This window comes from Martelella sp. HB161492 (assembly GCF_013184775.1).
Classification (GTDB): Bacteria; Pseudomonadota; Alphaproteobacteria; order Rhizobiales; family Rhizobiaceae; genus Martelella.
Genome location: NZ_JAATVV010000003.1, coordinates 53,137 through 74,602 on the forward strand (window position 1 = coordinate 53,137; position 21,466 = coordinate 74,602).

The following is a 21,466-nucleotide window of genomic DNA, read 5'->3' on the forward strand; positions in this document are numbered from 1 at the left end:
CAACGAGAGAGAGGCACTTCTCCTTACGCCTATCGGCTTAAGGGACTTGCAACCGCGGCACGGCGCAGTCACATTTATAGCGACAGGGATAGAAACGGGAGGAAGACATGGCGCAATCGCATCCGGCCATCAAGGCCGGCAATACCGCAGTCGTAACCGGTGGTGCGTCAGGCATTGGCCTTGCTGCAGCCCTTCGCTTTGCCGCTGGCGGCATGAATGTCGTGATTGCCGATCTGAAAAGCGAAAAGCTTGCCCGCGCGGCCGAGACGGTTCTGGCCGTTGCCGAGCCCAATGGCGGCGGCGTGCTTGCCCAGGCGGCGGATGTGTCGGATCTTTCTGCGCTCGAGGAACTGGAACGCGCTGCCTCGCAGGCCTTCGGCAATGTGCATGTGCTGATGAACAATGCTGCGATCCAGCCCGGCAGTTCCATCTTCGGCAATCAGATGGCCTGGAACCGCGTCATCGATATCAATCTGATGGGCGTGATCAATGGCACGCGGATCTTCGGCCCCGAGATGATTGATCACGGCGAGGATGCGGTCATCATCAATACCGGTTCGAAACAGGGGATTACCACGCCGCCGGGTGATCCGGCCTATAATGTTGCCAAGGCCGGCGTGAAAGCCTTTACCGAAGCACTGCATTACGATCTGCGCAACCGCGAGGGCTGCAAGGTCGATACGCGGCTTTTCATTCCGGGTTTCGTCTTCACGCCGCTGACCGCAGGCAGCCGGACCGAAAAGCCCGAGGGCGCCTGGACCCCGGAAGAGACGGTCGCCTTCCTCCTGGAAAAGCTCGGCACGGATGATTTCTACATTCTCTGCCCCGATGGCGAGGTTGATCGCGCCACGGATGAAAAACGCATTCTCTGGGCCGCTGGCGATATCGTCGAGAACCGGCCGCCGCTGTCGCGCTGGCATCCGACCTATTACGAGAAGTTCAAGAAGTTTCTCGTCGGCGAACCGGAAGACGTCGACAGCTGAGCGGATGCAAATGGCGGCCTTCGGGCCGCCATCGTTCTGGCGGGAGGCTCAGCCTTCTTCGCGATGGACCTGGAAGGGGGCCCAGGACTGGCTGACCGGCATCAGTTCCAGTGCGTTGATGTTGACATGCGCCGGCTGGGTGGCGACCCAGAAAATCGTATCGGCAATGTCTTCCGGCGTCAGCGGTTTTGCACCGCGATAGAGATTGTCGGATGCTTCCTGGCTGCCATGGGTGCGCACCAGCGTGAATTCGCTTTCGGCCATGCCGGGCTCGATCGAGGTGACTCGCACGCCGGTGCCGTGCAGGTCGGAACGCAGACCAAGCGAAAACTGCTTCACGAAGGCCTTGGTGCCGCCATAGACATTGCCGCCCGGATAGGGATATTTCGCGGCGATCGAGGACAGGTTGATAATGACGCCCTTCTCGGCGATCAGGCCCGGCAGCATGTGATGGGTGATGGTGACGAGACCGCGGATATTCGTGTCGATCATCCGGTTCCAGTCCTCAAGGCTGGTTTTCGGCGCTGGTGCGGTGCCGAGTGCAAGGCCTGCATTGTTGACCAGCACATCGATGGCCCTGAACTCTTCGGGCAGCGATGCCAGCGCCGCCGTGATGGCCTTTTCATCGGAAATGTCGAAGGCAAGTCCGATGAAATCAGCGCCGAGTTCCGCCTTCAGCGCGTCCAGCCGCTCGGCGCGGCGCCCCGTTCCGATGACCTTCCAGCCGGCTTCAGCAAATTTTCTGGCCGCTGCCAGTCCGAACCCGGCCGTCGCTCCCGTGATCAGAACCGTCTTTGCCATATTCCACCTCTTTTCAGATTTTTCTCAGTCGTGAATTTTGATTTTGTCCCGGTCTAGAGGAAATTGCGCCCCACTGCAAAAGCGTTTTGCTGCAATGCAGCGCCTCAGAACAGAATCGTTTGTGCGGCAAAGACGGCAGCGCAGACGGGAAGGCATGCAAACAGGGTGAAAAGCCCGTCGCGCGACAGAAGCGAGAAAGCCAGCAGGGCGATGGATATGCCGAGAAACGTCGATGAGAACGGGATCAGTTCCATCAGCGGCATCAGCATGCCGAACAGGATGCAGGCGAGCGGCGGAATGAACACGAACGGCCGGCGAAACAGAAATGTCATGCGCCTGCGGCTGTGCCGGTCGAGGAACCGCGTGAACGGCAGGGTCATTTCCAGGCTTTTTCTCAGCCCCCGGGTGGACAGTCGGCGCTGCCGGATCCAGCGGGGCAGCCAGACCCGTTCAAAACCGAACAGGCTTTGTGCCGCGACCAGCACGATCACCGCGCCGCAAAGCGTTGAGAGGCCGGGAATGCCGGAGATCGGCGTGATCAGCACGATCGCCGCCAGAAGGATGAGTGGCGTGAAGGCGGTGCGCCCGAAAATGCGGATGAAGTCGCCAATCATCACCGTCTCGCCGTCAATCTCGGCAAGGGCGCGTTCGGCGATCCCGGTCAGGGATTGCGGGTCATGGACTTTGCTCATCGTTCAGCCTGTCTGAGAGGTCAGGCGGCGTCGCGGCCGCCTGTTTGTCTCAGGCCTTAACGATCCCGTCGCTTGTCAGTTCCATGGAGGCGAGTGTCTGGTCGAGATGGCTTGCTCTCAGATCAAGCAGTTTTTCGGCATAGATGAGCCGGATCTCGTGGAAGGCCGGATCGTCGGCAAGGTTGTCGAGCTCCATCGGGTCGGCTTCAAGGTCGAAGAGCAGCGGCGGCAGGCCGGGGAAATGGACATATTTGAACCGGTCATCACGCACCACGGCGAGATTGCAGCGCTGATAGGGCAGGTCGAAATGGCTTTCTGCCTTCTCCTTGGCAATGCCGCGAAAATCATATTCGAAAAAGGCCGCATCACGCCAGCCGGGTGCCGTCTTGCCCTTGATGAAGGGCATCAGCGAAGCCCCGTCGGGGTGGGTCCGGGGCTCCACCTGCAGCCGCTGGGCCAGGGTTGGAAAGATATCGGCGGCTGAGGTGAAGGCCTTGACCTTGCGGCCATAGGCCTTCGGGCTCTTCGGATCGCGGATGATCAGCGGAATATGGTAGCTGCCGTCAAAAAAACCGCCCTTGCCGAGCAGCCAGTGATCGCCCATCAGCTCGCCGTGGTCGGAGGTGACGATGATGATGGTGTTGTTCCACTGGCCGGCCTTGCGGATGGCGGCGAGCATGCGGCCGATCTGGGCATCGACTTCGGCAATCATGCCATAATAGAGGGCGCGGATCTGGTCGAAGGCGGCGCCATCCCATTCCTCGATCCTGCCCTTTGCGCCTGGAATGAAACTCTTTTTCTTCTTTGAACCCTGATCTTCGACCAGCCAGCGGACGAAGGGGTGAAGATTTGCTTCTGCCTCGCGGCTTGTGGCGCGGGCAGCGGCGATATTCTGCTCCGGCGCAAACATCTCATTATAGGGCTCGGGCACCACATAGGGCGGATGCGGACGCAGGAAGGAGACATGGGCGAACCAGCTTGTCTCCTGTTCGGAATGCCAGCGCAGGAACTCGTCGGTCAGAAATGCGGTCTGGGTTTCGTCCTTGCTGTAGCGCGGCGGCGCATTGGAAACGCCGTCGCCATGTTTTCCGGTTGCCGTGTGATAGGAGCGGTCGATGGCCTCCTCATGGCCGCGCAGGCGCAGCCATGAGAGCCACGGCTTCTCATGCTCGGGCAAAAGCTGGCGCACGGTAAAGCCCGGCAGGACGCCCTCATAGCTGGTCAGCTGCTGGTCGCGCTCGGACAGGGCGCGGGGATCGGGCGAGGTGTCGGTATAGCCGAAAAGTGTCGGATCATAGCCGGCGCGCCGGGCCATCTGCGCCAGATTGTCGAACCGGGCATCGAGCGGTGTGCCATTGCGGCAGACGCGGTGGTTCATCTGGTAGAGCCCGGTATAGAGCGTGGCGCGCGCTGGCGAACAGGGCGCCGTGCCGGCATAATGTTTGAGGAAGGTCACGCCTTCACTGGCCAGCGCATCGATATTGGGCGTTCTGATTGTCGGGTGGCCGGCAGCACCGAGGCAGTCGCCGCGCCACTGGTCTGCCGTGATCAGCAGAATGTTCGGCTTAATCGCTTTGCTCACGTTCAGGCATCCTTGGGGAGAAGAAGATCGGACAAGTCCATAACACCCCCGGATGGCAAATCTTTCAATGACGAATGCGATGCCGGGATTGAAAAAACGTCCGGAATGGCCAGCTTGATTTTATGAGCAACGGGAGATCACGCGATGAATGATGAACGCTTCGAACAGCTGGAGGCCCGGGTCGCCGCCCAGCACGAGACAGTGGTGGCCATGCTGGCCGCAATGCTTGAGGACAAGACGCTCAGTGCCGCTTTCGGTCGCGCGATTGGCGGGCTTTTGACGGTGCGCGAACAGGATGAGGATCCGGGTCTGTCTCCCGATGGCGCCTTCGCCCACGAGGCCCGCGTTGCCGCCGCGCTGAAGGATATCATTCGCTCGGCCGAAGCGCGGTGTCGGACGCAAGAATAGCAAAAGGTCGGGAACCTGTTGTCGCCCTGGCTCGTTCATCGTGCAAGCAACTAAGAACAATCAAGCCGAGCCAGCCGGGCAATGGCTGATCAGCCGCCGGCCGGAAGGTCGGCGGTCTGGGGCGGCGTGATGTTTGGCTGGTCGAAAAGATCGGCGACCTTGCGGAAGGCGGCGGCGATCTCGGCACGCTCTTCAGACGAAAAACGGGTGAAGTCCGTCGCAAACTGCGCCCCGAAAAGATTGGGTGCGGTTGTCAGCGTTTCACGGCCCGCCGCGGTCAGGACAGCGCGGACGATGCGGCGATCCTCGCGCGAGCGGTGCCGCTCGATCAGCCCCTTGGCCTCCAGCTTGTCAAGGATCGTCACCGTGGTGGCCGGGCTCAGATCCGCATGGCGCGAGATCGCCATCGTGGTCAGTGCGCCCTGATCCCGTACCGCCTCCAGCACGGCAATCTGCGGGATCGTCAGGCCGGTTTCGCGGGAGATGCGCTTGGAGCGCGTGTCCATGGCATGGGCGATGCGTCGCAGCGATTTCATCACCGAGCGGGCGCTTTCAGAGGCTCTTTGAGTGTCTTCGGTCAGGGGCGTTTCAGTCATGACGATATTATTACAGTAGAGATCATTTGAACTCAAATGATTTTTGATGTAATGAATTTCGCGAAACCTTTCGGGCGCTCGCCCGTTCTGATTGCGTAACAACAATGGAGACGACGAACCGATCATGTGTGGAATTGCCGGAGAACTGAGATTTGATGGAAGCCTTGCCGATGCGGAAGCGGTGGCGCGGATCACCGCAGCCCTTGCACCGCGCGGTCCGGATGGAAGCGGCGTGGTCGCCCAGGGGCGCTATGCCTTCGGACACCGGCGGCTGAAGATCATCGATCTCTCTGAAAAGGCGGCCCAGCCCATGGTTGACCCCGAGCTGGGGCTGACGGTCGTCTTCAATGGCTGCATCTACAACTATCCGGCGCTGCGGGCTGAGCTGGAGGCCAAGGGCTACCGCTTCTTCTCCACCGGCGACACCGAAGTCATCATGAAGGCCTATCACGCCTGGGGCCGCGACTGCGTGTCTCGCTTCCATGGCATGTTCGCCTTCGTCATTGCCGAGCGTGATAGCGGCAAGGTCATCATGGCGCGCGACCGTTTCGGCATCAAACCGCTCTATTATGCAGCCGAGGGCAAGCGCGTGCGCTTTGCCTCGACGCTTCCTGCCCTTCTGGCCGGCGGCGGCATCGACAGGAATATCGATCCGGTCGCGCTGCATCATTACATGTCGTTTCATGCGGTCGTGCCGCCGCCGCATACGATCCTGAAGGGCGTGAAAAAGCTGCCGCCGGCAACGACGCGGGTCTTTGCCGCCGATGGTTCTTACGAAGACGAGCGTTACTGGAACCCGCCGCATCAGCGTGATCCGGCGACGGCCTCGCTGTCGCGGGAAGAATGGCGTGACCGGGTGCTTGAAGCGCTTCGTCTTGCCGTCAAGCGCCGCATGGTGGCCGATGTGCCGGTCGGCGTGCTGCTGTCGGGCGGGGTCGATTCATCGATCATCACGGGGCTTCTGGCCGAGGAAGGCCAGAAGGATCTGATGACCTTCTCGATCGGCTTTGAAGAGGCCAATGGCGAAAAAGGCGATGAATTCACCTATTCCGACCTGATCGCCAAGCATTTCGATACCGATCACCACAAGATCTTCGTGCCGTCTTCCGATCTGATGAGCGCTTTGCCGGATACGATCCATGCCATGTCGGAGCCGATGGTGTCCTATGACAATATCGGCTTCTTCCTGCTGTCGCGCGAAGTGTCGAAACATATCAAGGTGGTTCAGTCCGGCCAGGGCGCTGACGAAATCTTTGCCGGCTATCACTGGTATCCGCCGCTTGAAAATTCCGGTGATGTCGTCGGCGACTATGCAAAGGGCTTCTTTGACCGTGATCGCGCCAAGCTTGCGCGGCATCTGTCGCCCGACTGGCTCGCCGAGACCGATGTCAGCCGCGAATTCGTTGCAGCCCATCTGATGGCCGATGGTGCGGACGGGCCGGTTGACCGGGCGCTCAGGCTCGACAGCCAGGTGATGCTGGTCGACGATCCGGTCAAGCGGGTCGACAACATGACCATGGCCTGGGGGCTCGAAGCGCGTGTGCCCTTCCTCGATCATGAACTGGCCGAACTGGCAGCAACCATTCCGGCCGAATTCAAGCTCAATGATGGTGGCAAGGGTGTGCTGAAGGATGCCGCCCGTCTTGTCGTGCCGCATGAGGTGATCGACCGGAAGAAGGGCTATTTCCCGGTTCCGCAGCTGAAATATATCTCCGGCGAATATCTTGACATGGTGCGCGATGCACTGACGAGCCAGGTCTCCTCCGAGCGCGGCCTGTTCAACAAGGCCTATCTCGACGATCTGTTCCTGGATCCGATCGGCCATATCACGCCGCTCAGGGGCTCCGAACTCTGGCAGGTGGCGTTGCTGGAAATGTGGTTGCAGTCTCACGACATCTGAGGGAGGCCGGAATGGTCAGTGACAAGCGCGGCAAGGATGCAGGCGAAGGCCGGGAGCATCGCGGCAGCGATGCCTATTCGCACCGCCTGAAGCGCCTCAGAACGCAGGGGATGAAGCCGCCGATCGGCCCGGACGAAGGCGCGATGCAGCCGGACCGGTCGATTGACTGCGGCTGGGGCCGGGTGGTGTTCGGCCAGACCTTTTCCGATACCCGGCTTCTGATCGAGACCCTGCGTGCCGAAGGGTCGGACCGGCGCGATATCGCCATCTATGTCCGCGATCCCCATGTGGTGCTGGCAACGGCGCCGCAGGAAATCTTTCTCGATCCCTCGCACACCTACAGGCTTGATCTTTCGACCTATCGGGCCGCATCGAAACCGACGCAGGGCTTTTTTATCCGCCGCCTGACGTCGGAAATCGATGCGCAGGCGATCAACCGCATCTATGCCGCACGCGGTATGGTGCAGGTTCGCCCGGACTTCTTCTGGCGCCAGCGTGATGCACGTTCGCTGGTTTATTTCGTCGCCGAAGACGAGCACACGGGCGAGGTTTTAGGCACCGTCACCGGTATCGATCATGTCCGCGTGTTCAACGATCCGGAAAAAGGCGCCTCGCTCTGGTGTCTGGCATCAGATCCGCAGGCGCGCCACCGGGGTATCGGCGAGGCGCTGGTGCGCCGGCTGGCCGAGCACTTCATCGCGCGCGGCGCTGCCTATCTCGATCTTTCGGTGCTGCATGACAATGACCCGGCGATCGGGCTTTACGAGAAGCTCGGCTTTCGCCGGGTGCCGTTCTTCACCATCAAGCGCAAGAACCAGATCAACGAGAAGCTGTTCACCGGGCCCGAGGCTGAAGATTATGAGGCCCTGAACCCCTATGCGCAGCTGATTGTGACCGAGGCGCGCCGCCGCGGCATTTCCGTCGAGATCACCGATGCTGCCGGTGGCTTTTTCCGCCTGTCGCAGGGCGGGCGCAGTGTTCACTGCCGTGAAAGCCTGTCGGAGCTGACCTCGGCAACGGCCATGTCGATCTGCGACGACAAGTCAGTGACCCGCCGTTTTGTCGAACAGGCTGGCGTTGCCGTGCCGCGCCAGATGACGGCCGATGCCGGTACCGAGGCGATTTCGGGCTTTCTGGAGGATGCCGGCGCTCTGGTGGTCAAGCCGGCGCGCGGCGAGCAGGGGCGCGGGATTTCCGTTGGCGTGACGACGCTCGAAGAGGTTGGCGCTGCCGTTGAGAAGGCCAAGGCCTATTGCGACACCGTGCTGATCGAGGAGATGGTCGAGGGGGAGGATCTGCGGCTGATTGTCATCAATTTCCGTCTTGTGGCGGCAGCAATCCGCCGTCCGGCCCATGTGATCGGCGATGGCCGCTCCACCGTCGAGCAGCTAATTGCTGCGCAAAGTACCAGACGGGCGGCGGCGACAGGTGGTGAATCGAATATTCCGCTCGATGCCGAGACGGAGCGCACGGTGCGCGCGGCCGGATATACTTTTGCCGATGTGCCGCAGGAGGGGAAAGAAATCCGCGTCCGGCGGACGGCCAATCTGCATACCGGCGGCACCATCCATGATGTGACGGACATCGTGCACCCACGTCTTGTGGATGCAGCGGTCAAAGCGGCCCGTGCGATCGATATTCCCGTTGTCGGCATTGATCTCATGGTCAAATCACCGCAAAGTGCCGACTATGCTTTCATTGAAGCCAATGAACGGCCGGGCCTTGCCAATCATGAGCCGCAGCCGACGGCGGAACGCTTCGTCGATCTTCTGTTTCCGCTGTCCATGCCGGCGGCTGCCCGGGCCTCTCATCGCGAGATCCAGAAACAAGAGTGAGACATGCCGAGACTGACCATCGATGCCGATTATCTGGCCGATATGCTGAAGGCGCTGCTTTCGATCCCTTCTCCTACCGGCTATACCGATCCCGTCGTGCGTTTCGTCTCGGGTGAACTCGAAAAACTCGGACTGTCGGTTGAACTGACACGGCGCGGCGCCATCCGCGCCGTCAGGCGCGGCGTCGAGCCGCGGGGTGCCCGCGCCATCGTCTCCCATGTCGATACGCTGGGTGCTCAGGTCAAATATCTGAAGGACAATGGCCGGCTTTCGCTGGTGCCGATCGGCACATGGTCGGCGCGGTTTGCCGAGGGCGCGCGGGCGACCATCTTTACCGAAAAAGGCAGCTATCGCGGCACGATCCTGCCGCTCAAGGCTTCGGGACATACCTATAATGACGAGGTCGACACGCTGCCGATCGGCTGGGATTATGTCGAGCTCAGGGTGGATGCGCTCACCCGCGACATGGATGATTTCGACCGGCTGGGCATCGAGATCGGCGATATTGTTGCGATCGATCCGCAGCCGGAATTCCTTGATAACGGCTTCATCGTCTCCCGCCATCTCGATAACAAGGCTGGCGTGGCATTGATGCTTGCCGCGCTGAAGGCGATGCAGGATGACGGTGTCGAAACGCCCGTCGATAGCCACTGGCTGTTCACCATTGCCGAGGAGGTCGGCGTCGGCGCCTCTTCCATCGTTGCCGATGATGTGGCCTCGCTGGTTTCTGTCGACAACGGCACCACGGCGCCGGGCCAGAATTCCTCCGAATTCGGCGTCACCATTGCCATGGCGGACCAGACCGGGCCGTTTGATTTTCATCTGACAAAGAAGCTCGTCGATCTCTGCAAGGGACATGACATCCGCTACCAGAAGGATGTGTTTCGCTATTACCGCTCGGACAGCGCCAGTGCGGTGGAAGCCGGCGCGGATGTGCGCACAGCACTGATCACCTTCGGCGTTGATGCGTCCCACGGCTATGAGCGCATTCACATGCATGCGCTGCGCTCTCTGGCAGAGCTGATCACCGTCTATCTGACCTCCGAGGTCGAGATCAAACGCGATTTCCTCAACAAGGGCCCCGTCACCGGCTTTACCCGCCAGCCGATCGGTGCGGCCAACCAGGATCTGTCCCGCGATGTCGAGGATGAGCGTCTTGATGCGCCGGATGCACCGCATCACGCAGGCCATGCCTGACGTCAGAACGCGCCGCAAGCCGGCGCGCAGACGGCAGACAAAGCCATTCAGATTGCATGTTTGAGGTGGAATGCCCCCTCCGTCGTCATCCCCGTGCTTGTCACGGGGATCCAGATTGATAAGGCTTTGAATAAGCTGAGTCTTTCGCCGCGTGGACGCGCGTCGGCTGGATGCCTGTGACAAGCACAGGCATGACGTCAACGAGATGTGGCGAACTTTGTCTGTCGTCTGCGCGCCGGATTGCGGCGCTTTGCCTATTCGAAGACGATCTGCGGGAAATAGAAGGACACGACCCAGTTCGGCGCATCGACGATCTCGGAAATATGCAGGTCGCCGCAGACCGATGCGAGCATATAGGCGTCCTCCGGGCTCATGCCGTGCTCGGCTGCCAGGTGATCGATCATCGCCGAGACTGCATCGCGCGCGGCCTGCATCAGATCCGGGCCGATGCCCGTCGTCACCGCATAGCCCTTGCCGTCAAGATGGCGGGAGACCGGACCGGGGGTGACGAAATAGGGTGTCCGGGGGGCTGCGTTCTTGATGAGTTCGACCGTGATCGAAACATCCATGGCGCTTTCAATCGCCGTTCCGCAGACCTCGCCATCGCCCTGGGCGGCATGGGTGTCGCCAAGCGAAAGCAGTGCGCCGTCCACCTCGACCGGCAGGTAGAGCGTCGTTCCGGCAGCGATATCCTTGATGTCGAGATTGCCGCCGACGCGCCGCGGCGGGATCACCGAATGGAGGCCGGGCGCGGCCGGTGCCACCCCGATCGTGCCGATAAAGGGGCGCAGCGGCACCCGGGCGATATCGGAGAAGACAGCCGGTGTCGCCGCATCGCGTTCATAGTTCCAAAGCTTCAGTCTTGGTGCCGCAAACTGATCGGAAAGCAGGCCGAAGCCCGGAATGATCGCCGTCCAGCCAAAGCCGGAGGGGGAGAACGCGTTGATCGTGACCTTGAGCGCATCACCCGGCGCCGCACCCTCGACAAAGACCGGGCCGGTCAGCGGATTGGCCTCGTCCGGGTTTTCGCTCAGCACATCGGCATCGGTGCTTCCGGCGTGGAAATGACCGTTGCCGGCATCGCGGCAGCAAAAGGTCATGGTTTCGCCGGACGTGACATGAAAGGCCGGGTCCAATGCGTTGTTCCAGCCGCAATGGCAGTGTTTGCTGTGGATGGTGTGGCCCTTAAGCTTCGCCATGGCTCTCTCCCTTAACCGCCTGCGCCCGTCTCGCTGTCTTCAAGCAACAGCCTTTCACGGGTCTGCATATAGCGCTCCGCCTCGATCATATGGCCGGTCATGATGTCGCGGGCTTTCAGCGGGTCGCGTTCGGCGATCGCCCGGATCAGCTCGATCTGGTACAAAATGCCGGTTTCCCGTAGGCCCGGATTGGGTTTTTGATAGATGGCCCGGCATTGCGGCAGGTCGCGCAACAGGTTCAAAAGCAGGGCGCAGGTAAAGCCGAGCACCGGATTGGAGGCATTGCGGGCCAGCTCGGCATGGAAATCGAGTTCGGCGAGACGCTGAAGATATTCCTCCTCGCCGCTTTCGGGCCGCTTCTCATAGATCCGGATCGTTTCCTTCAGCGTCACAAGGGCCTCATCCGGCAGATGCGTGGCAGCATCAGCGGCAAGTTCGGGTTCCAGCTGCTTGCGCAGGGCGTAGATGTCGGTGATGGTCGGCGGACGCTGCAAGAACAGGTTGGTTGCGGTCTGGATCGCATCCGATGGCGTCATGGCGCGCACGAAAATGCCACCGCCAGGGCCGGTCTTGGAAGCGATCAGTCCCTGGAATTCAAGGATCTTCAGCGCCTCGCGCAACGTGCCGCGCGATACTTTCAGCGCGTCCGGCGCCAGCCATTCGGCCGGCATGCGGTCACCGGGTTTCAGCCCGGCATCAAGCAGGCGTTCACGCAGGAGGTCGGCCGTCATGTCCGGTCGCTTGCGCTTTTTCTCCGCAAGCGGTGTGGCGAAACTCTGCCGTCGCTCTGGTGTCGGCTTGCTCATGAAGTCCTTTCCATCAAGGGATGGTGACATGCGGTCTGATGCGCGGTGTCTCGCCCGTGCTTGGCCTCGACCGGTGGCACGGTCGTTGCGCAGATCTCAGCTGCCTCAGAGCAGCGTGCGGCAAAGGCACAGCCCCTCGGCGGATTGTACGGGTCCGGCAGTTCCGCATCACGATCGCCGCCGGAGACAGCGGTTTTGCCCGGAGCCGGCGCCGAATTCAAGAGCAGACGTGTATAGGGGTGCAAGGTCCGGCTGAAGACCGCATCACGCCCGCCAAGCTCGACGATCCGGCCGAAATACATCACCGCCACCCGGTCGGAGATCGTCTCCACCACCGAAAGATCATGGCTGATGAAGATATAGGTCAGGCCGAAGCGGGCTTTCAGATCATCGAGAATGTTGAGCACCTGCGCCTGCACGGAAACATCAAGCGCTGAAACAGGCTCATCCAGCACGATGACCTCCGGATTGGCGGCAAGTGCGCGGGCGATGCCGATGCGCTGGGCCTGCCCGCCGGAGAATTCATGCGGGTAGCGGTCGAGGAATTCGGGCGCCAGATTGACGGCGTCCATCAGCGTTTCCAGCCGCTTTGCGCGCTCCGCCCTGGACAGGCCGAGCAGGTGGATCAGCGGGGCCTCAAGGACGTCGCGGATCTTTTTTCGCGGATTGAGCGAGGATACCGGGTCCTGAAACACATATTGCACCCGGCGGGCCAGCGCTTTCGGGTTTTTCCGCGCCTCTTCTGCCAGATCCAGGCCCTGGAAGGTGATGCTGCCGCCCGTCGGGCGATCAAGGCCGGTCAGCATGCGGGCAAGGGTGGATTTGCCGCAGCCTGATTCCCCGACAATGCCGAGCGTTTCGCCTTTTCTGACGTCGATGGTGACATCCTGCACGGCGTGGACAGCAGGCAATTGCCGGCCGAACAGGGTTTTCCCGCCGCCGAAGACGCGTTCGGCCCGCTCGATTGAAATCAGCATCTCGTCAGTCATTGGCGTTCTCCCGGTTTAGGGGATGAAGACAGCGCACGCCGCGCTCGGCGCCGAGCGCCTCAAGCGCAATATCGCCCTTCAGGCAATCCGCCTCAGCGAAGGGACAGCGCTCGGCAAAGGCGCAGCCGTCGGGAAGCGCATTGACGACCGGCGGGCGCCCTTCAATGGCGTCGAGCCGGCGCTCCGGCTCGCCCAGAACCGGCACGCATTCGATCAGCTTGGCGGTATAGGGGTGGGCAGGCTTTGCAAGCAGTTCCGCCGTTGTCCCGGTTTCGACAATCCGTCCGGCATACATGACGGCGACCCGGTCACAGATGGCGGAGACCACGCCGAAATCATGGGTAATGAACAGGATCGCGGTCTGACGCTCGCGCCGCAGCCTATCGAGCAGTTCGAGGATCTGTGCCTGCACGGTCACGTCAAGCGCCGTTGTCGGTTCATCGGCGATGATCACCCTTGCATCATTGGCAAGCGCCATGGCGATGGCAACGCGCTGGCGCATGCCGCCGGAGAGCTCATGGGGAAAAGCTTTCAGGCGCTCGGCCGGATTGGGGATGCGCACCTGTTCGAGAAGGCGCATCGCCTTGTCCCGTGCTTTCACCCTTGAAAGCGGTGCATGGGCCCGGATCGCCTCGATCAGCTGGTCACCAACGGGAAACAGCGGATGCAAAGTGGAGAGCGGGTCCTGAAACACATGGCTGACCGCCGCGCCGCGCAGCTGGCGGATCCGCTCGTTGGACACGGCAAACAGATCCTCGCCATCGAGGAAGGCTGCACCACCGGCAATGCGGCCGGGCGGCGTTGGCACCAGTCCCATCAGCGACATGGCGGTCACCGATTTGCCGGAGCCGGATTCACCGACAAGGCCGAGACACTCGCCTTCGCGCAGATGGAGATCGACACCGCCGACGGCGTGATAGACATCGCCACCGACATGAAACTGGGTCTTCAGCCCCTGAACATCTAGCACGCTGTCTTCGCGCGGCGTCACTTCGGGGCGAGCGCCGCGCCTGACGGCGGTGCGGGCACCAGGACGGGCCAGCGCTCCGGATTTCAGCCGCGGATCGAGCACATCACGAATGCCATCGCCGAGCAGGTTGATGCTCATCACCAGTACGAAAATCATGATGCCGGGTACCATCGAGACATGGGCATTGGTGAACAGCACCTTGCGGCCATCGCCCAGCATCGAACCGAGATCAGCCTGAGGCGGCTGGGCGCCGAGGCCGAGGAAGGACAGCCCCGCCGTCTCGAGGATCATCCAGCCGATCGTGGTCGACATGGTGATGACGATCACCGGCATCACATTGGGCAGCACTTCGCCGAACAGGATGGCCGTATGCGATTTGCCGGACAGTCTGGCCGCCTCGACGAATTCACGGCGGGACAGCCCCAGCGTCATGCCGCGGATGTTGCGGGCGAAAAACGGGATATTGACGACGGCGATCGCATAAAGCGCATTCAGCAGGCCGGGGCCAAGCACGGCGACGATCGCCAGTGCCAGCAGGATATAGGGAAAGGCCATGACCATATCGATGCCGCGCATCAGGATATTGTCGGTGCGGCCGCCGGCATAGCCTGCGACAAGGCCGATCAGTGAGCCGAAAAAGGCGGCAATCAGTGTCGCCGAGATGCCAACCGCAAGGCTGACCCGGGTACCCCAGACAAGGCGCGAAAGCAGATCACGGCCCAGCGCATCGGTGCCAAGCAGGTGGCCCTCGGTGAAGACGGGCGCAAGCCTCATTGCCGGATCGGTGATATTGGGTGGGGCAAGCGGCAGGATCGGTGCCGCCAGTGCCGCAAGCGCGATCACGACGAAAATCACCAGGCCTGCCGTTGCCAGCGTGTTGTTCAGCAGCAGCGCCAGGGTGCTCGGGCGCCCCTTTTTTGCAGCCGGCTTGTCGACGGTTGTGGTGGAAACTGTATCACTCATCAGCGCAGCCTCGGGTCAAGCATGGTCTGGATGACATCGGCGAGAAGGTTCACCAGCACATAGGCTGCGGCGACAACCAGCACGCCGCCCTGCACTAAAAGCAGGTCGCGCGTGGAAATGGCGGTCACCAGCATCGAGCCGATGCCCGGCCACTGGAACACGGTTTCGATATAGACGGCGCCGCCGAGCACGAAGCCGGCCTGAATGCCGAGAACGGGAATGACGGAGACGAGGGCGGCCTTGAAGGCATGAACCATGATCACCCGCCGCTCCTTCAGCCCCTTGGCACGGGCGGTGCGGATATAGTCCTGCCTCAGCACTTCCAGCATGGCGGTGCGTGTCAGTCGCGCGATCACGCCGGTTGCCACGACGGCAAGGGTGATGGCGGGCAGCGCCAGATGGTGGAGAAGGTCAAGCGGGCCGCCGCCGCCATAGATCGCCTCCATGCCGCTTGCCGGAAACCAGTGCAGCTTGACGGCAAAGCCCAGGATCAAGAGCAGGCCAAGCCAGAAGGAGGGAATGGAAATGCCGATCAGCACCAGAAAGGTGACGGCCTTGTCGGTGAAGCCATATTGGCGCACGGCTGAAATGATGCCGGCCAGAAGCCCGAAGATGGAACAGAGCACCAGCGCCGTACCGGCAAGAATCAGCGTATTGCCGAAACGTTCGGAGATGATGTCGATGACGGGCCGGTTCTGGGTATAGGAACGGCCGAAATCGCCATGCATCAGATTGCCGAGCCAGATGAAATATTGGCTCACCAGCGGCTTGTCGAGACCGAGCGCCTTGTTGATCCGCGCGACATTGTCCGGCGTCGCATAGGAGCCGAGAATGGCTGTCGCCGGGTCGCCGGGGATCATCGCCATGATGGCAAAGACAATGATGGTGAGGCCGAATAGAACGGGAATGAGCGTCAGCAGGCGCTTCAGAATATAGCGAGCCATGGCAGGTCCCTCTGAATGGAAAAGGCCCCGAAGTCGGACTCCGGGGCCTTTCGGATCTGGCGGATCAGTTCGGCTTGGAAACCTTCTGCAGCTCCAGAAGGAAGGAGGGCTGCAGCTTGAAGTCTTCAACCGAAGCCTTGGTCACGGCATTCTGCTTCCAGTTCGCAACGAAGAGCCACGGTGCGTCGTCGTGAACAATGTCCTGCATCTTGACATAGAGCGCGGCGCGCTTGTCCTGATCGGTGGCGGTGCGGGCTTCTTCCAGCAGCTTGTCGACCTCCGGGTTGGAATAGTAGCCGGAGTTGAAACCGCCCTTGTCGGGGAAGGCTTCGGTCCTGAGCGTCAGGAAGGGCAGCGTATCGGGGTCGTTGGTCATCCAGGCCATTTCGGCCATGTCTGCCTTGCCCTCCAGGCCGGGATTGACCTTGCCGAGGAAGGTGTTCCACTCATAGGTCTCGATCTTGACCGGCATGCCGACGGCTTCGAGATCAGCCTGGATCTGGGTGGCCATGGCCTGCGGTTCCAGCATGCCAGAACCGCCCTCGGTGACGTAGAAGGTCAGTTCCTTGCCATCATAGCCGGCTTCCTTCAGCAGTTCCTTGGCCTTTTCCGGATCGTAGGGGTAGGGGTCGAGATTCTCGTCATAGGCCCAGCCGAAGGCGGGTGCGATCGGGCCGGCAGCGACGCTTGCTGTCCCCTGCAGGATATTGTCGGCGATCGCCTGCTTGTTGACCGCGTAATTGACGGCCTGGCGGATCTTCTTGTCGGCGAAAACGCCATCCTTCATGTTGAGGATCAGGAACCAGACATGCGGGCCGGACTGCTCGTAGACGGTGTAATTGGCATCGCTCGCGAATTGCTGGACACTGTCCGGCGGCACCTCGACCATCACGTCGAGCCCGCCCGACATCATCTCGGCAACGCGGGTATTGGCATCGGTGATCGGGCGGAAGACAACCGCCTGAAGCGGCGGTGCGCCATCCCAGTAATCATCATTGCGCGAAACAACGACCTTGGCGTTCGGATCCCATTCCTCAAACTTGAATGCGCCGGTGCCGGAGGGGTGGCGTCCGTAATCCTTGCCATATTGCTTCACCGCTTCCGGCGAGACGATCAGGCCGGTCGGATAAGCGAGGTTCGACAGGAAGGGCGCATAGGGTTCCGACAGGGTGAACTTGACCGTCAGATCGTCAACGACATCGACGCTTTTGACCGATGAGAAATTGAAGGACAGCGGAAAGGGGCCGGTGTCGTGATAGGGATTGCTCTCATCCAGCATGCGGTCGAAGTTGAACTTCACCGCCTCGGCATTGAAGGGCGATCCATCGTGGAATGTCACGCCGTCGCGCAGGTGGAAGGTGTAGACGGTTCCGTCGTCGGAAATGTCCCAGCTTGTGGCAAGCGAGGGTTCCACTTCCAGCGTGCCATCCTTGTAGCGCACCAGACCATCGTAAATATTCGTGAGGATGCGGAAATCATTGACCGCCGTATCAACTGCCGGGTCGAGCGATTTCGGCTCGGCAATCTGGCCGACAACCAGAACATTGGGCGGCGTCTGGGCCATGGCCGGCACAGCGAACATGAGTGACGCGGCGGCAAGGGCCGCAGCGATGAGGCGCTTCATGTCAGTTCTCCTCTGTTGGATTTTTCATAATTAATCATGAAAATTTTGTCATGTTCAAGATAATTATTATAATAAATTTATAGGAGTGTGGTTCCATATGCACAAATGCGCGCTGCAATGGACGGTCAGGGAGTGAAAACAACATGCCAACTGAGCCAAGGATCAACCTGCGACGGCTTCAGGAATTGCTGTCTGAAATCAATATGTTCGGGTTTTTACCGGAAACCGGCGGCTTCAACCGCATCGGCTTTTCCGATGCGGATATGGCGGTGCGCGATCGCTTTGCCGCCATCATGGAAGCGGATGGCCTTGCCGTTTCTCGTGATGCTGCCAATTCGCTTTTCGGCCGGTTCGGAGCCGAAGGAAGCCCCTCGATCATGGTCGGCTCTCACCTCGATACGGTTGCGGATGGCGGTGCTTTCGATGGTGCACTGGGTGTGGCCGTAGCACTGGAATGTGTGCGGGCGATGAAGGATGCAGGGCTTGAGCCGGCGGTGCCGATCGAGGTTGTTGCCACCTCGGAAGAGGAGGGACGCTTCGGCGGCATGCTGGGCTCCGAAGCCATAGCTGGCCGGGTCTCGGCTGAATGGCTTGAGCGGGCGGTGGATGCCGATGGTGTGACGTTGCGGGATGCCATGCAGGCGCAGGGGCTTGATCCGAGCGCCATCCCGGCGGCGGCGCGCAGGCCTGGCGATGTCGTGGCATTTCTGGAACTGCATATCGAGCAGGGGCCGGTTCTGGAACAGAAGAAACGACCGATCGGCCTGCCGACGGGCGCGACCGGCATCATCAATCTCTCGGTGGTACTCAAGGGAACGGCCAATCATTCCGGCACGACGCCGATGGACATGCGCGCCGACGCCTTTGCCGGCCTTGCCGAGATCGCGACGCAGATCCCGGCGATGATTGAAAAGTCGGGCTCCGATATTGCGCGGATCACCATCGGCAAGGTGGAACTGTTGCCCAATCACCCGCATACGATCCCGGGCGAGGCGCGTTTCTCGGTGATCATTCGCGACCGTTCGGAGGATGTGATGCGCGGACTGCAGACGCTGTTCGCACATGTGACGGCCGCGGTGGCCGCCGCCCATGGTCTTGTCCATCAGATCGAGGCGAAGAGTTTCATTGCACCCGTTGCCTTCGATCCTCAGCTGGTCAGGCTTCTTTCGGAAGAGGCTCTGCGGCTGAAACTGCCGGCACAGAAGATGATTTCAGGCGCAGGCCATGACGCGCAGACGATGATGGCGCTTTGCCCGTCAGCGATGATCTTCGTGCCGAGCCGCAACGGCATTTCCCATGCACCGGAGGAACATTCCGAATGGGCCGATATCGAAAAGGGCGCTCAGCTCATGCTGTCGGCGCTGATGCGGCTTTCAGCGGTATCGTAACGGAAGCGGTCAGGGGAAAAGGCTGATCAGGCTGATACAGGCCGTCGCCACCGTCAGCGTGGCGGCAAGAATGGCGGCGGCAAGCACGGCAAGATCGCCGAGGCTGCCGGAATCCATAACGTCGTCTGCAAGGTCGGAGTGGTCACGCATTACTTTTTTTCCGATAATCTCAACTGTCCACAGTTTCGTTCAGACAGCCCTTCAGTCGCGTTAAGGGACATGGTTAGCAAAACGTGAAGGCCGGATGTTCTAAGGCAAGGTTTGCCAAGGCCCGGCTGGCGCGCTAAACATGCCGCTCTTCAGGCGCAGAAAAGTCTTCAGGAGGCGGATCGCGATGGCACGGGCCTTTCTTTACGTTCTCGATTCCTTCGGCATCGGCGGCGCGCCGGATGCCAGGGAGTATGGTGATAACGGTGCCGATACGCTGGGCCATATCGCCGAGTTCTGCGCGGCCGGCCTTGGTGACCGGCAAGGTTTGCGCGAGGGGCCGCTTGCGCTGCCCAATATGGCGATGCTCGGCCTTTATGATGCGGCGCGGCTGGCGACAGGTCTGTACCCCGCAGGCGTCACCCGCCCGGAGCGGGTGCTCGGCCGCTATGCCGCTGCAAGCGAGGTGTCGCGCGGCAAGGATACGCCGTCCGGCCATTGGGAAATTGCCGGTACGCCGGTCATGTTCGACTGGGGCTATTTCCCTGATCAGGACGACTGCTTTCCCGCATCGCTGCTGACACGGATCTACCAGGAAGCCGGGCTTTCCGGCAGTCTTGGCAATTGCCATGCGTCTGGTACCGAGATCATCGCGGCCTTTGGCGAGGAGCATATCCGCACTGGCAAGCCGATCTTCTACACCTCTGCCGACAGCGTATTTCAGATCGCCGCGCATGAGCATTATTTCGGCCTCAGTCAGCTGCTCGAACTTTGCCGGATCGTGCGCGAGGCGACCTATGAGCTGAATATCGGCCGGGTCATCGCGCGGCCCTTCATCGGTACGGCGCCGGCAAATTTCGAGCGCACCGGCAACCGCCGCGATTTTTCGGTCGAGCCGCCGGAGGAAACCCTGCTGGACCGGCTGAAGGCCGCCGGACGGCAGGTGATCGGCGTCGGCAAGATCTCCGATATCTTCGCCGCCAAGGGCGTGACGCAGAGCCTCAAGGGCGATGGCAATGCGGCTTTGGTGGATGCAAGCCTCAGTGCCATGGATCGCGCCGGAGATGGAGATCTGGTTTTCACCAATCTGGTCGATTTCGACATGAAATTCGGCCATCGCCGCGATGTGCCGGGCTACGCGGCAGCCCTCGAGGCGTTCGACCAGCGCATCGGCGAGATCATCAAGAAGATGAAGCCCGGCGACATCGTTATCCTCACGGCCGATCACGGCTGCGATCCGACCTGGCGCGGCAGCGATCATACCCGTGAGCGTGTGCCGGTGCTGCTGTTCGGTCCGGGTATTACCGCAGGATCGTCAGGCGTGCGTCGCAGCTATGCCGATATCGGCGAGACGATCGCTCTCCACCTTGGTCTCAAACGCGGAAAGCACGGGACATCCTTCCTATGATCATGCCGAAAGCAGAGCTTCATTGTCACATCGAAGGGGCGGCTCCGCCCGCACTCGCCGCGCGTCTGGCGGACAGATACGGCGTTGATCTGAGCGCCTATCTCAAGGATGGCGTCTATCAGTGGCATGATTTCACCAGTTTCGTCGCAGCCTATGCCGCCATTGCCAGCGTTTTCCGCTCCGAGGATGATTTCGCCGCGCTGGCGGAGGATTATCTCACCGAGCTTGCCGATGCGGGAACGATCTATTCCGAGCTTTTCGTGTCGCCGGAGCAGGGGCTTTCGGCCGGGCTTTCACGCGATGGCTATATGCGCGCCATCGTTGAAGGCATTGAGCGCGCCCGCGACAAGACCGGTATCGAATGCCGTATGGTGATGATCGGCGAGCGGCATATGGGGCCGGAGCAGGTGGAAGGCGCCGCACGCTATGCCAGTGCCTATCAGGGTGCGTTCCTGACCGGCTTCAACATTGCCGGCGATGAGCGCATGCATCGCATGACAGACTTTACCCGCGCTTACGACATCGCCCGCGATGCCGGGCTGAAGCTTACCGTCCATGCGGGGGAGCTGGAGGGAGCGTTTTCGGTGCGTGAGGCGCTCGACTGTCTCCGCCCGGATCGGATTGGCCATGGTGTCCGCGCAATCGAGGATGACGCGCTGGTGAGACGGCTTATCGATGAAGGAGTGGTGCTTGAGGTCTGCCCGGGGTCCAACGTCGCGCTCGGCATCTATCCGAATTTTCAGGCCCATCCCCTGCGCAGGCTGTTTGATGCCGGGGTGAAGGTCACGCTGTCGTCGGATGATCCGCCCTTCTTCCACACGTCGCTTTCGCTCGAATATCAGCGGGCGGAGACCGAAATGGGTTTTTCGGCCGCTGAAATCGCCCGGATGACGCGCACCGCGATCGAAGCGGCCTTCGTCGATGAGGCGACGCGGGACGCGCTGCTGGCCCGTCTTCCGGCCTGAAGGCAGAGTTTCCTGTTCAAAACCGCGCATTGACGGCCTTATGCTTGCCGTAGAGCCGCTTTTGGCGCA

Annotated in this window: 19 protein-coding genes; 8 read left to right on the forward strand and 11 right to left on the reverse strand. The window is 61.1% G+C overall.

The features are described 5' to 3' along the window. The first annotated feature begins 107 nt into the window (after positions 1-107). On the forward strand, positions 108-983 hold the full coding sequence (locus HCK86_RS05960; protein ID WP_176083560.1) for an SDR family NAD(P)-dependent oxidoreductase: 876 nt from the start codon (positions 108-110) through the stop codon (positions 981-983). 48 nt (positions 984-1,031) lie between these two features. Here the strand turns inward: HCK86_RS05960 and HCK86_RS05965 are convergent, their stop codons facing one another. From HCK86_RS05965 to HCK86_RS05975, 3 genes are all read right to left on the reverse strand, one after another. Continuing rightward, positions 1,032-1,784: an SDR family oxidoreductase gene (locus tag HCK86_RS05965; RefSeq protein WP_176083561.1), complete on the reverse strand. Its 753-nt coding sequence runs from the start codon at positions 1,782-1,784 to the stop codon at positions 1,032-1,034. Between the two features lie 104 nt (positions 1,785-1,888). Beyond that, the gene (locus tag HCK86_RS05970) at positions 1,889-2,476 is read right to left on the reverse strand and encodes an exopolysaccharide biosynthesis protein (RefSeq protein WP_176083562.1); all 588 of its coding nucleotides are present in this window, start codon (positions 2,474-2,476) and stop codon (positions 1,889-1,891) included. A gap of 49 nt (positions 2,477-2,525) precedes the next feature. Beyond that, complete coding sequence (locus tag HCK86_RS05975) at positions 2,526-4,064, reverse strand: alkaline phosphatase family protein (protein ID WP_176083850.1); 1,539 nt, start codon at positions 4,062-4,064, stop codon at positions 2,526-2,528. Positions 4,065-4,202: 138 nt separating this feature from the next. On the opposite strand from HCK86_RS05975, the gene HCK86_RS05980 reads away from it, so the two are divergent. Continuing rightward, positions 4,203-4,466, forward strand: a complete 264-nt coding sequence (locus HCK86_RS05980) for a hypothetical protein (protein WP_176083563.1) — start codon at positions 4,203-4,205, stop codon at positions 4,464-4,466. An 89-nt stretch (positions 4,467-4,555) separates the two neighbouring features. On the opposite strand, the gene HCK86_RS05985 is transcribed toward HCK86_RS05980, so the two are convergent. Beyond that, positions 4,556-5,062, reverse strand: coding sequence for a MarR family transcriptional regulator (locus HCK86_RS05985; RefSeq protein ID WP_176083564.1), 507 nt, complete (start codon positions 5,060-5,062; stop codon positions 4,556-4,558). A 124-nt stretch (positions 5,063-5,186) separates the two neighbouring features. On the opposite strand from HCK86_RS05985, the gene HCK86_RS05990 reads away from it, so the two are divergent. Genes HCK86_RS05990 through HCK86_RS06000 form a run of 3 tightly spaced genes read left to right on the forward strand, consistent with a single transcriptional unit; the run spans position 5,187 to position 9,994 of the window. Continuing rightward, complete coding sequence (locus HCK86_RS05990; RefSeq protein ID WP_176083565.1) at positions 5,187-6,962, forward strand: N-acetylglutaminylglutamine amidotransferase; 1,776 nt, start codon at positions 5,187-5,189, stop codon at positions 6,960-6,962. 11 nt (positions 6,963-6,973) lie between these two features. Further along, complete coding sequence (ngg, locus tag HCK86_RS05995) at positions 6,974-8,797, forward strand: N-acetylglutaminylglutamine synthetase (RefSeq protein ID WP_176083566.1); 1,824 nt, start codon at positions 6,974-6,976, stop codon at positions 8,795-8,797. Positions 8,798-8,800: 3 nt separating this feature from the next. After that, positions 8,801-9,994 carry an osmoprotectant NAGGN system M42 family peptidase gene (locus HCK86_RS06000; protein WP_176083567.1) on the forward strand — a complete coding sequence of 398 codons (1,194 nt, stop codon included), beginning with the start codon at positions 8,801-8,803 and terminating at the stop codon, positions 9,992-9,994. 254 nt (positions 9,995-10,248) lie between these two features. Here the strand turns inward: HCK86_RS06000 and HCK86_RS06005 are convergent, their stop codons facing one another. The 6 genes from HCK86_RS06005 to HCK86_RS06030 form a co-directional block, all read right to left on the reverse strand. Next, on the reverse strand, positions 10,249-11,193 hold the full coding sequence (locus HCK86_RS06005) for an acetamidase/formamidase family protein (protein ID WP_176083568.1): 945 nt from the start codon (positions 11,191-11,193) through the stop codon (positions 10,249-10,251). An 11-nt stretch (positions 11,194-11,204) separates the two neighbouring features. Then, complete coding sequence (locus HCK86_RS06010; RefSeq protein WP_176083569.1) at positions 11,205-11,999, reverse strand: FCD domain-containing protein; 795 nt, start codon at positions 11,997-11,999, stop codon at positions 11,205-11,207. Next, positions 11,996-12,988, reverse strand: coding sequence for an oligopeptide/dipeptide ABC transporter ATP-binding protein (locus HCK86_RS06015; RefSeq protein WP_176083570.1), 993 nt, complete (start codon positions 12,986-12,988; stop codon positions 11,996-11,998). The genes HCK86_RS06010 and HCK86_RS06015 overlap by 4 nt, the downstream gene beginning before the upstream one ends. Beyond that, entirely contained in the window at positions 12,981-14,921 is a 1,941-nt protein-coding gene (locus tag HCK86_RS06020; RefSeq protein ID WP_176083571.1) for a dipeptide/oligopeptide/nickel ABC transporter permease/ATP-binding protein, read from the reverse strand. Before HCK86_RS06020 ends, HCK86_RS06015 begins: the two co-directional genes overlap by 8 nt. Next, positions 14,921-15,865, reverse strand: a complete 945-nt coding sequence (locus HCK86_RS06025; RefSeq protein ID WP_141150651.1) for an ABC transporter permease — start codon at positions 15,863-15,865, stop codon at positions 14,921-14,923. Before HCK86_RS06025 ends, HCK86_RS06020 begins: the two co-directional genes overlap by 1 nt. Before the next feature lie 64 nt (positions 15,866-15,929). After that, the gene (locus tag HCK86_RS06030; RefSeq protein WP_176083572.1) at positions 15,930-17,489 is read right to left on the reverse strand and encodes an ABC transporter substrate-binding protein; all 1,560 of its coding nucleotides are present in this window, start codon (positions 17,487-17,489) and stop codon (positions 15,930-15,932) included. A gap of 143 nt (positions 17,490-17,632) precedes the next feature. Here HCK86_RS06030 and HCK86_RS06035 point away from each other — a divergent pair, with 143 nt between their 5' ends. Next, positions 17,633-18,877, forward strand: coding sequence for a Zn-dependent hydrolase (locus HCK86_RS06035; RefSeq protein WP_176083573.1), 1,245 nt, complete (start codon positions 17,633-17,635; stop codon positions 18,875-18,877). 9 nt (positions 18,878-18,886) lie between these two features. Here HCK86_RS06035 and HCK86_RS06040 read toward each other — a convergent pair whose 3' ends face one another. Beyond that, a complete protein-coding gene (locus tag HCK86_RS06040) occupies positions 18,887-19,027 on the reverse strand; it encodes a hypothetical protein (protein ID WP_176083574.1) in 141 nt (46 codons plus the stop codon). 184 nt (positions 19,028-19,211) lie between these two features. Between HCK86_RS06040 and HCK86_RS06045 the strand changes: the two genes are divergently transcribed. Both HCK86_RS06045 and HCK86_RS06050 read left to right on the forward strand, forming a co-directional pair. After that, on the forward strand, positions 19,212-20,432 hold the full coding sequence (locus HCK86_RS06045) for a phosphopentomutase (protein WP_176083575.1): 1,221 nt from the start codon (positions 19,212-19,214) through the stop codon (positions 20,430-20,432). Between the two features lie 2 nt (positions 20,433-20,434). Then, entirely contained in the window at positions 20,435-21,397 is a 963-nt protein-coding gene (locus tag HCK86_RS06050; protein WP_176083851.1) for an adenosine deaminase, read from the forward strand. The last annotated feature ends 69 nt before the right edge of the window (positions 21,398-21,466 follow it).

Bases quoted from the DNA above. Each gene is read 5' to 3' on its own strand.
- HCK86_RS06015 (WP_176083570.1), bottom strand. From the start codon at position 12,988: ATGACTGACGAGATGCTGATTTCAATCGAGCGGGCCGAACGCGTCTTC.
- ngg (WP_176083566.1), top strand. From the start codon at position 6,974: ATGGTCAGTGACAAGCGCGGCAAGGATGCAGGCGAAGGCCGGGAGCAT.
- HCK86_RS06005 (WP_176083568.1), bottom strand. From the start codon at position 11,193: ATGGCGAAGCTTAAGGGCCACACCATCCACAGCAAACACTGCCATTGC.
- HCK86_RS05990 (WP_176083565.1), top strand. From the start codon at position 5,187: ATGTGTGGAATTGCCGGAGAACTGAGATTTGATGGAAGCCTTGCCGAT.
- HCK86_RS05985 (WP_176083564.1), bottom strand. From the start codon at position 5,062: ATGACTGAAACGCCCCTGACCGAAGACACTCAAAGAGCCTCTGAAAGC.
- HCK86_RS06040 (WP_176083574.1), bottom strand. From the start codon at position 19,027: ATGCGTGACCACTCCGACCTTGCAGACGACGTTATGGATTCCGGCAGC.
- HCK86_RS05965 (WP_176083561.1), bottom strand. From the start codon at position 1,784: ATGGCAAAGACGGTTCTGATCACGGGAGCGACGGCCGGGTTCGGACTG.
- HCK86_RS06000 (WP_176083567.1), top strand. From the start codon at position 8,801: ATGCCGAGACTGACCATCGATGCCGATTATCTGGCCGATATGCTGAAG.
- HCK86_RS06025 (WP_141150651.1), bottom strand. From the start codon at position 15,865: ATGGCTCGCTATATTCTGAAGCGCCTGCTGACGCTCATTCCCGTTCTA.
- HCK86_RS06020 (WP_176083571.1), bottom strand. From the start codon at position 14,921: ATGAGTGATACAGTTTCCACCACAACCGTCGACAAGCCGGCTGCAAAA.
- HCK86_RS05980 (WP_176083563.1), top strand. From the start codon at position 4,203: ATGAATGATGAACGCTTCGAACAGCTGGAGGCCCGGGTCGCCGCCCAG.
- HCK86_RS06030 (WP_176083572.1), bottom strand. From the start codon at position 17,489: ATGAAGCGCCTCATCGCTGCGGCCCTTGCCGCCGCGTCACTCATGTTC.
- HCK86_RS05970 (WP_176083562.1), bottom strand. From the start codon at position 2,476: ATGAGCAAAGTCCATGACCCGCAATCCCTGACCGGGATCGCCGAACGC.
- HCK86_RS06045 (WP_176083575.1), top strand. From the start codon at position 19,212: ATGGCACGGGCCTTTCTTTACGTTCTCGATTCCTTCGGCATCGGCGGC.
- HCK86_RS06010 (WP_176083569.1), bottom strand. From the start codon at position 11,999: ATGAGCAAGCCGACACCAGAGCGACGGCAGAGTTTCGCCACACCGCTT.
- HCK86_RS06050 (WP_176083851.1), top strand. From the start codon at position 20,435: ATGCCGAAAGCAGAGCTTCATTGTCACATCGAAGGGGCGGCTCCGCCC.
- HCK86_RS06035 (WP_176083573.1), top strand. From the start codon at position 17,633: ATGCCAACTGAGCCAAGGATCAACCTGCGACGGCTTCAGGAATTGCTG.
- HCK86_RS05960 (WP_176083560.1), top strand. From the start codon at position 108: ATGGCGCAATCGCATCCGGCCATCAAGGCCGGCAATACCGCAGTCGTA.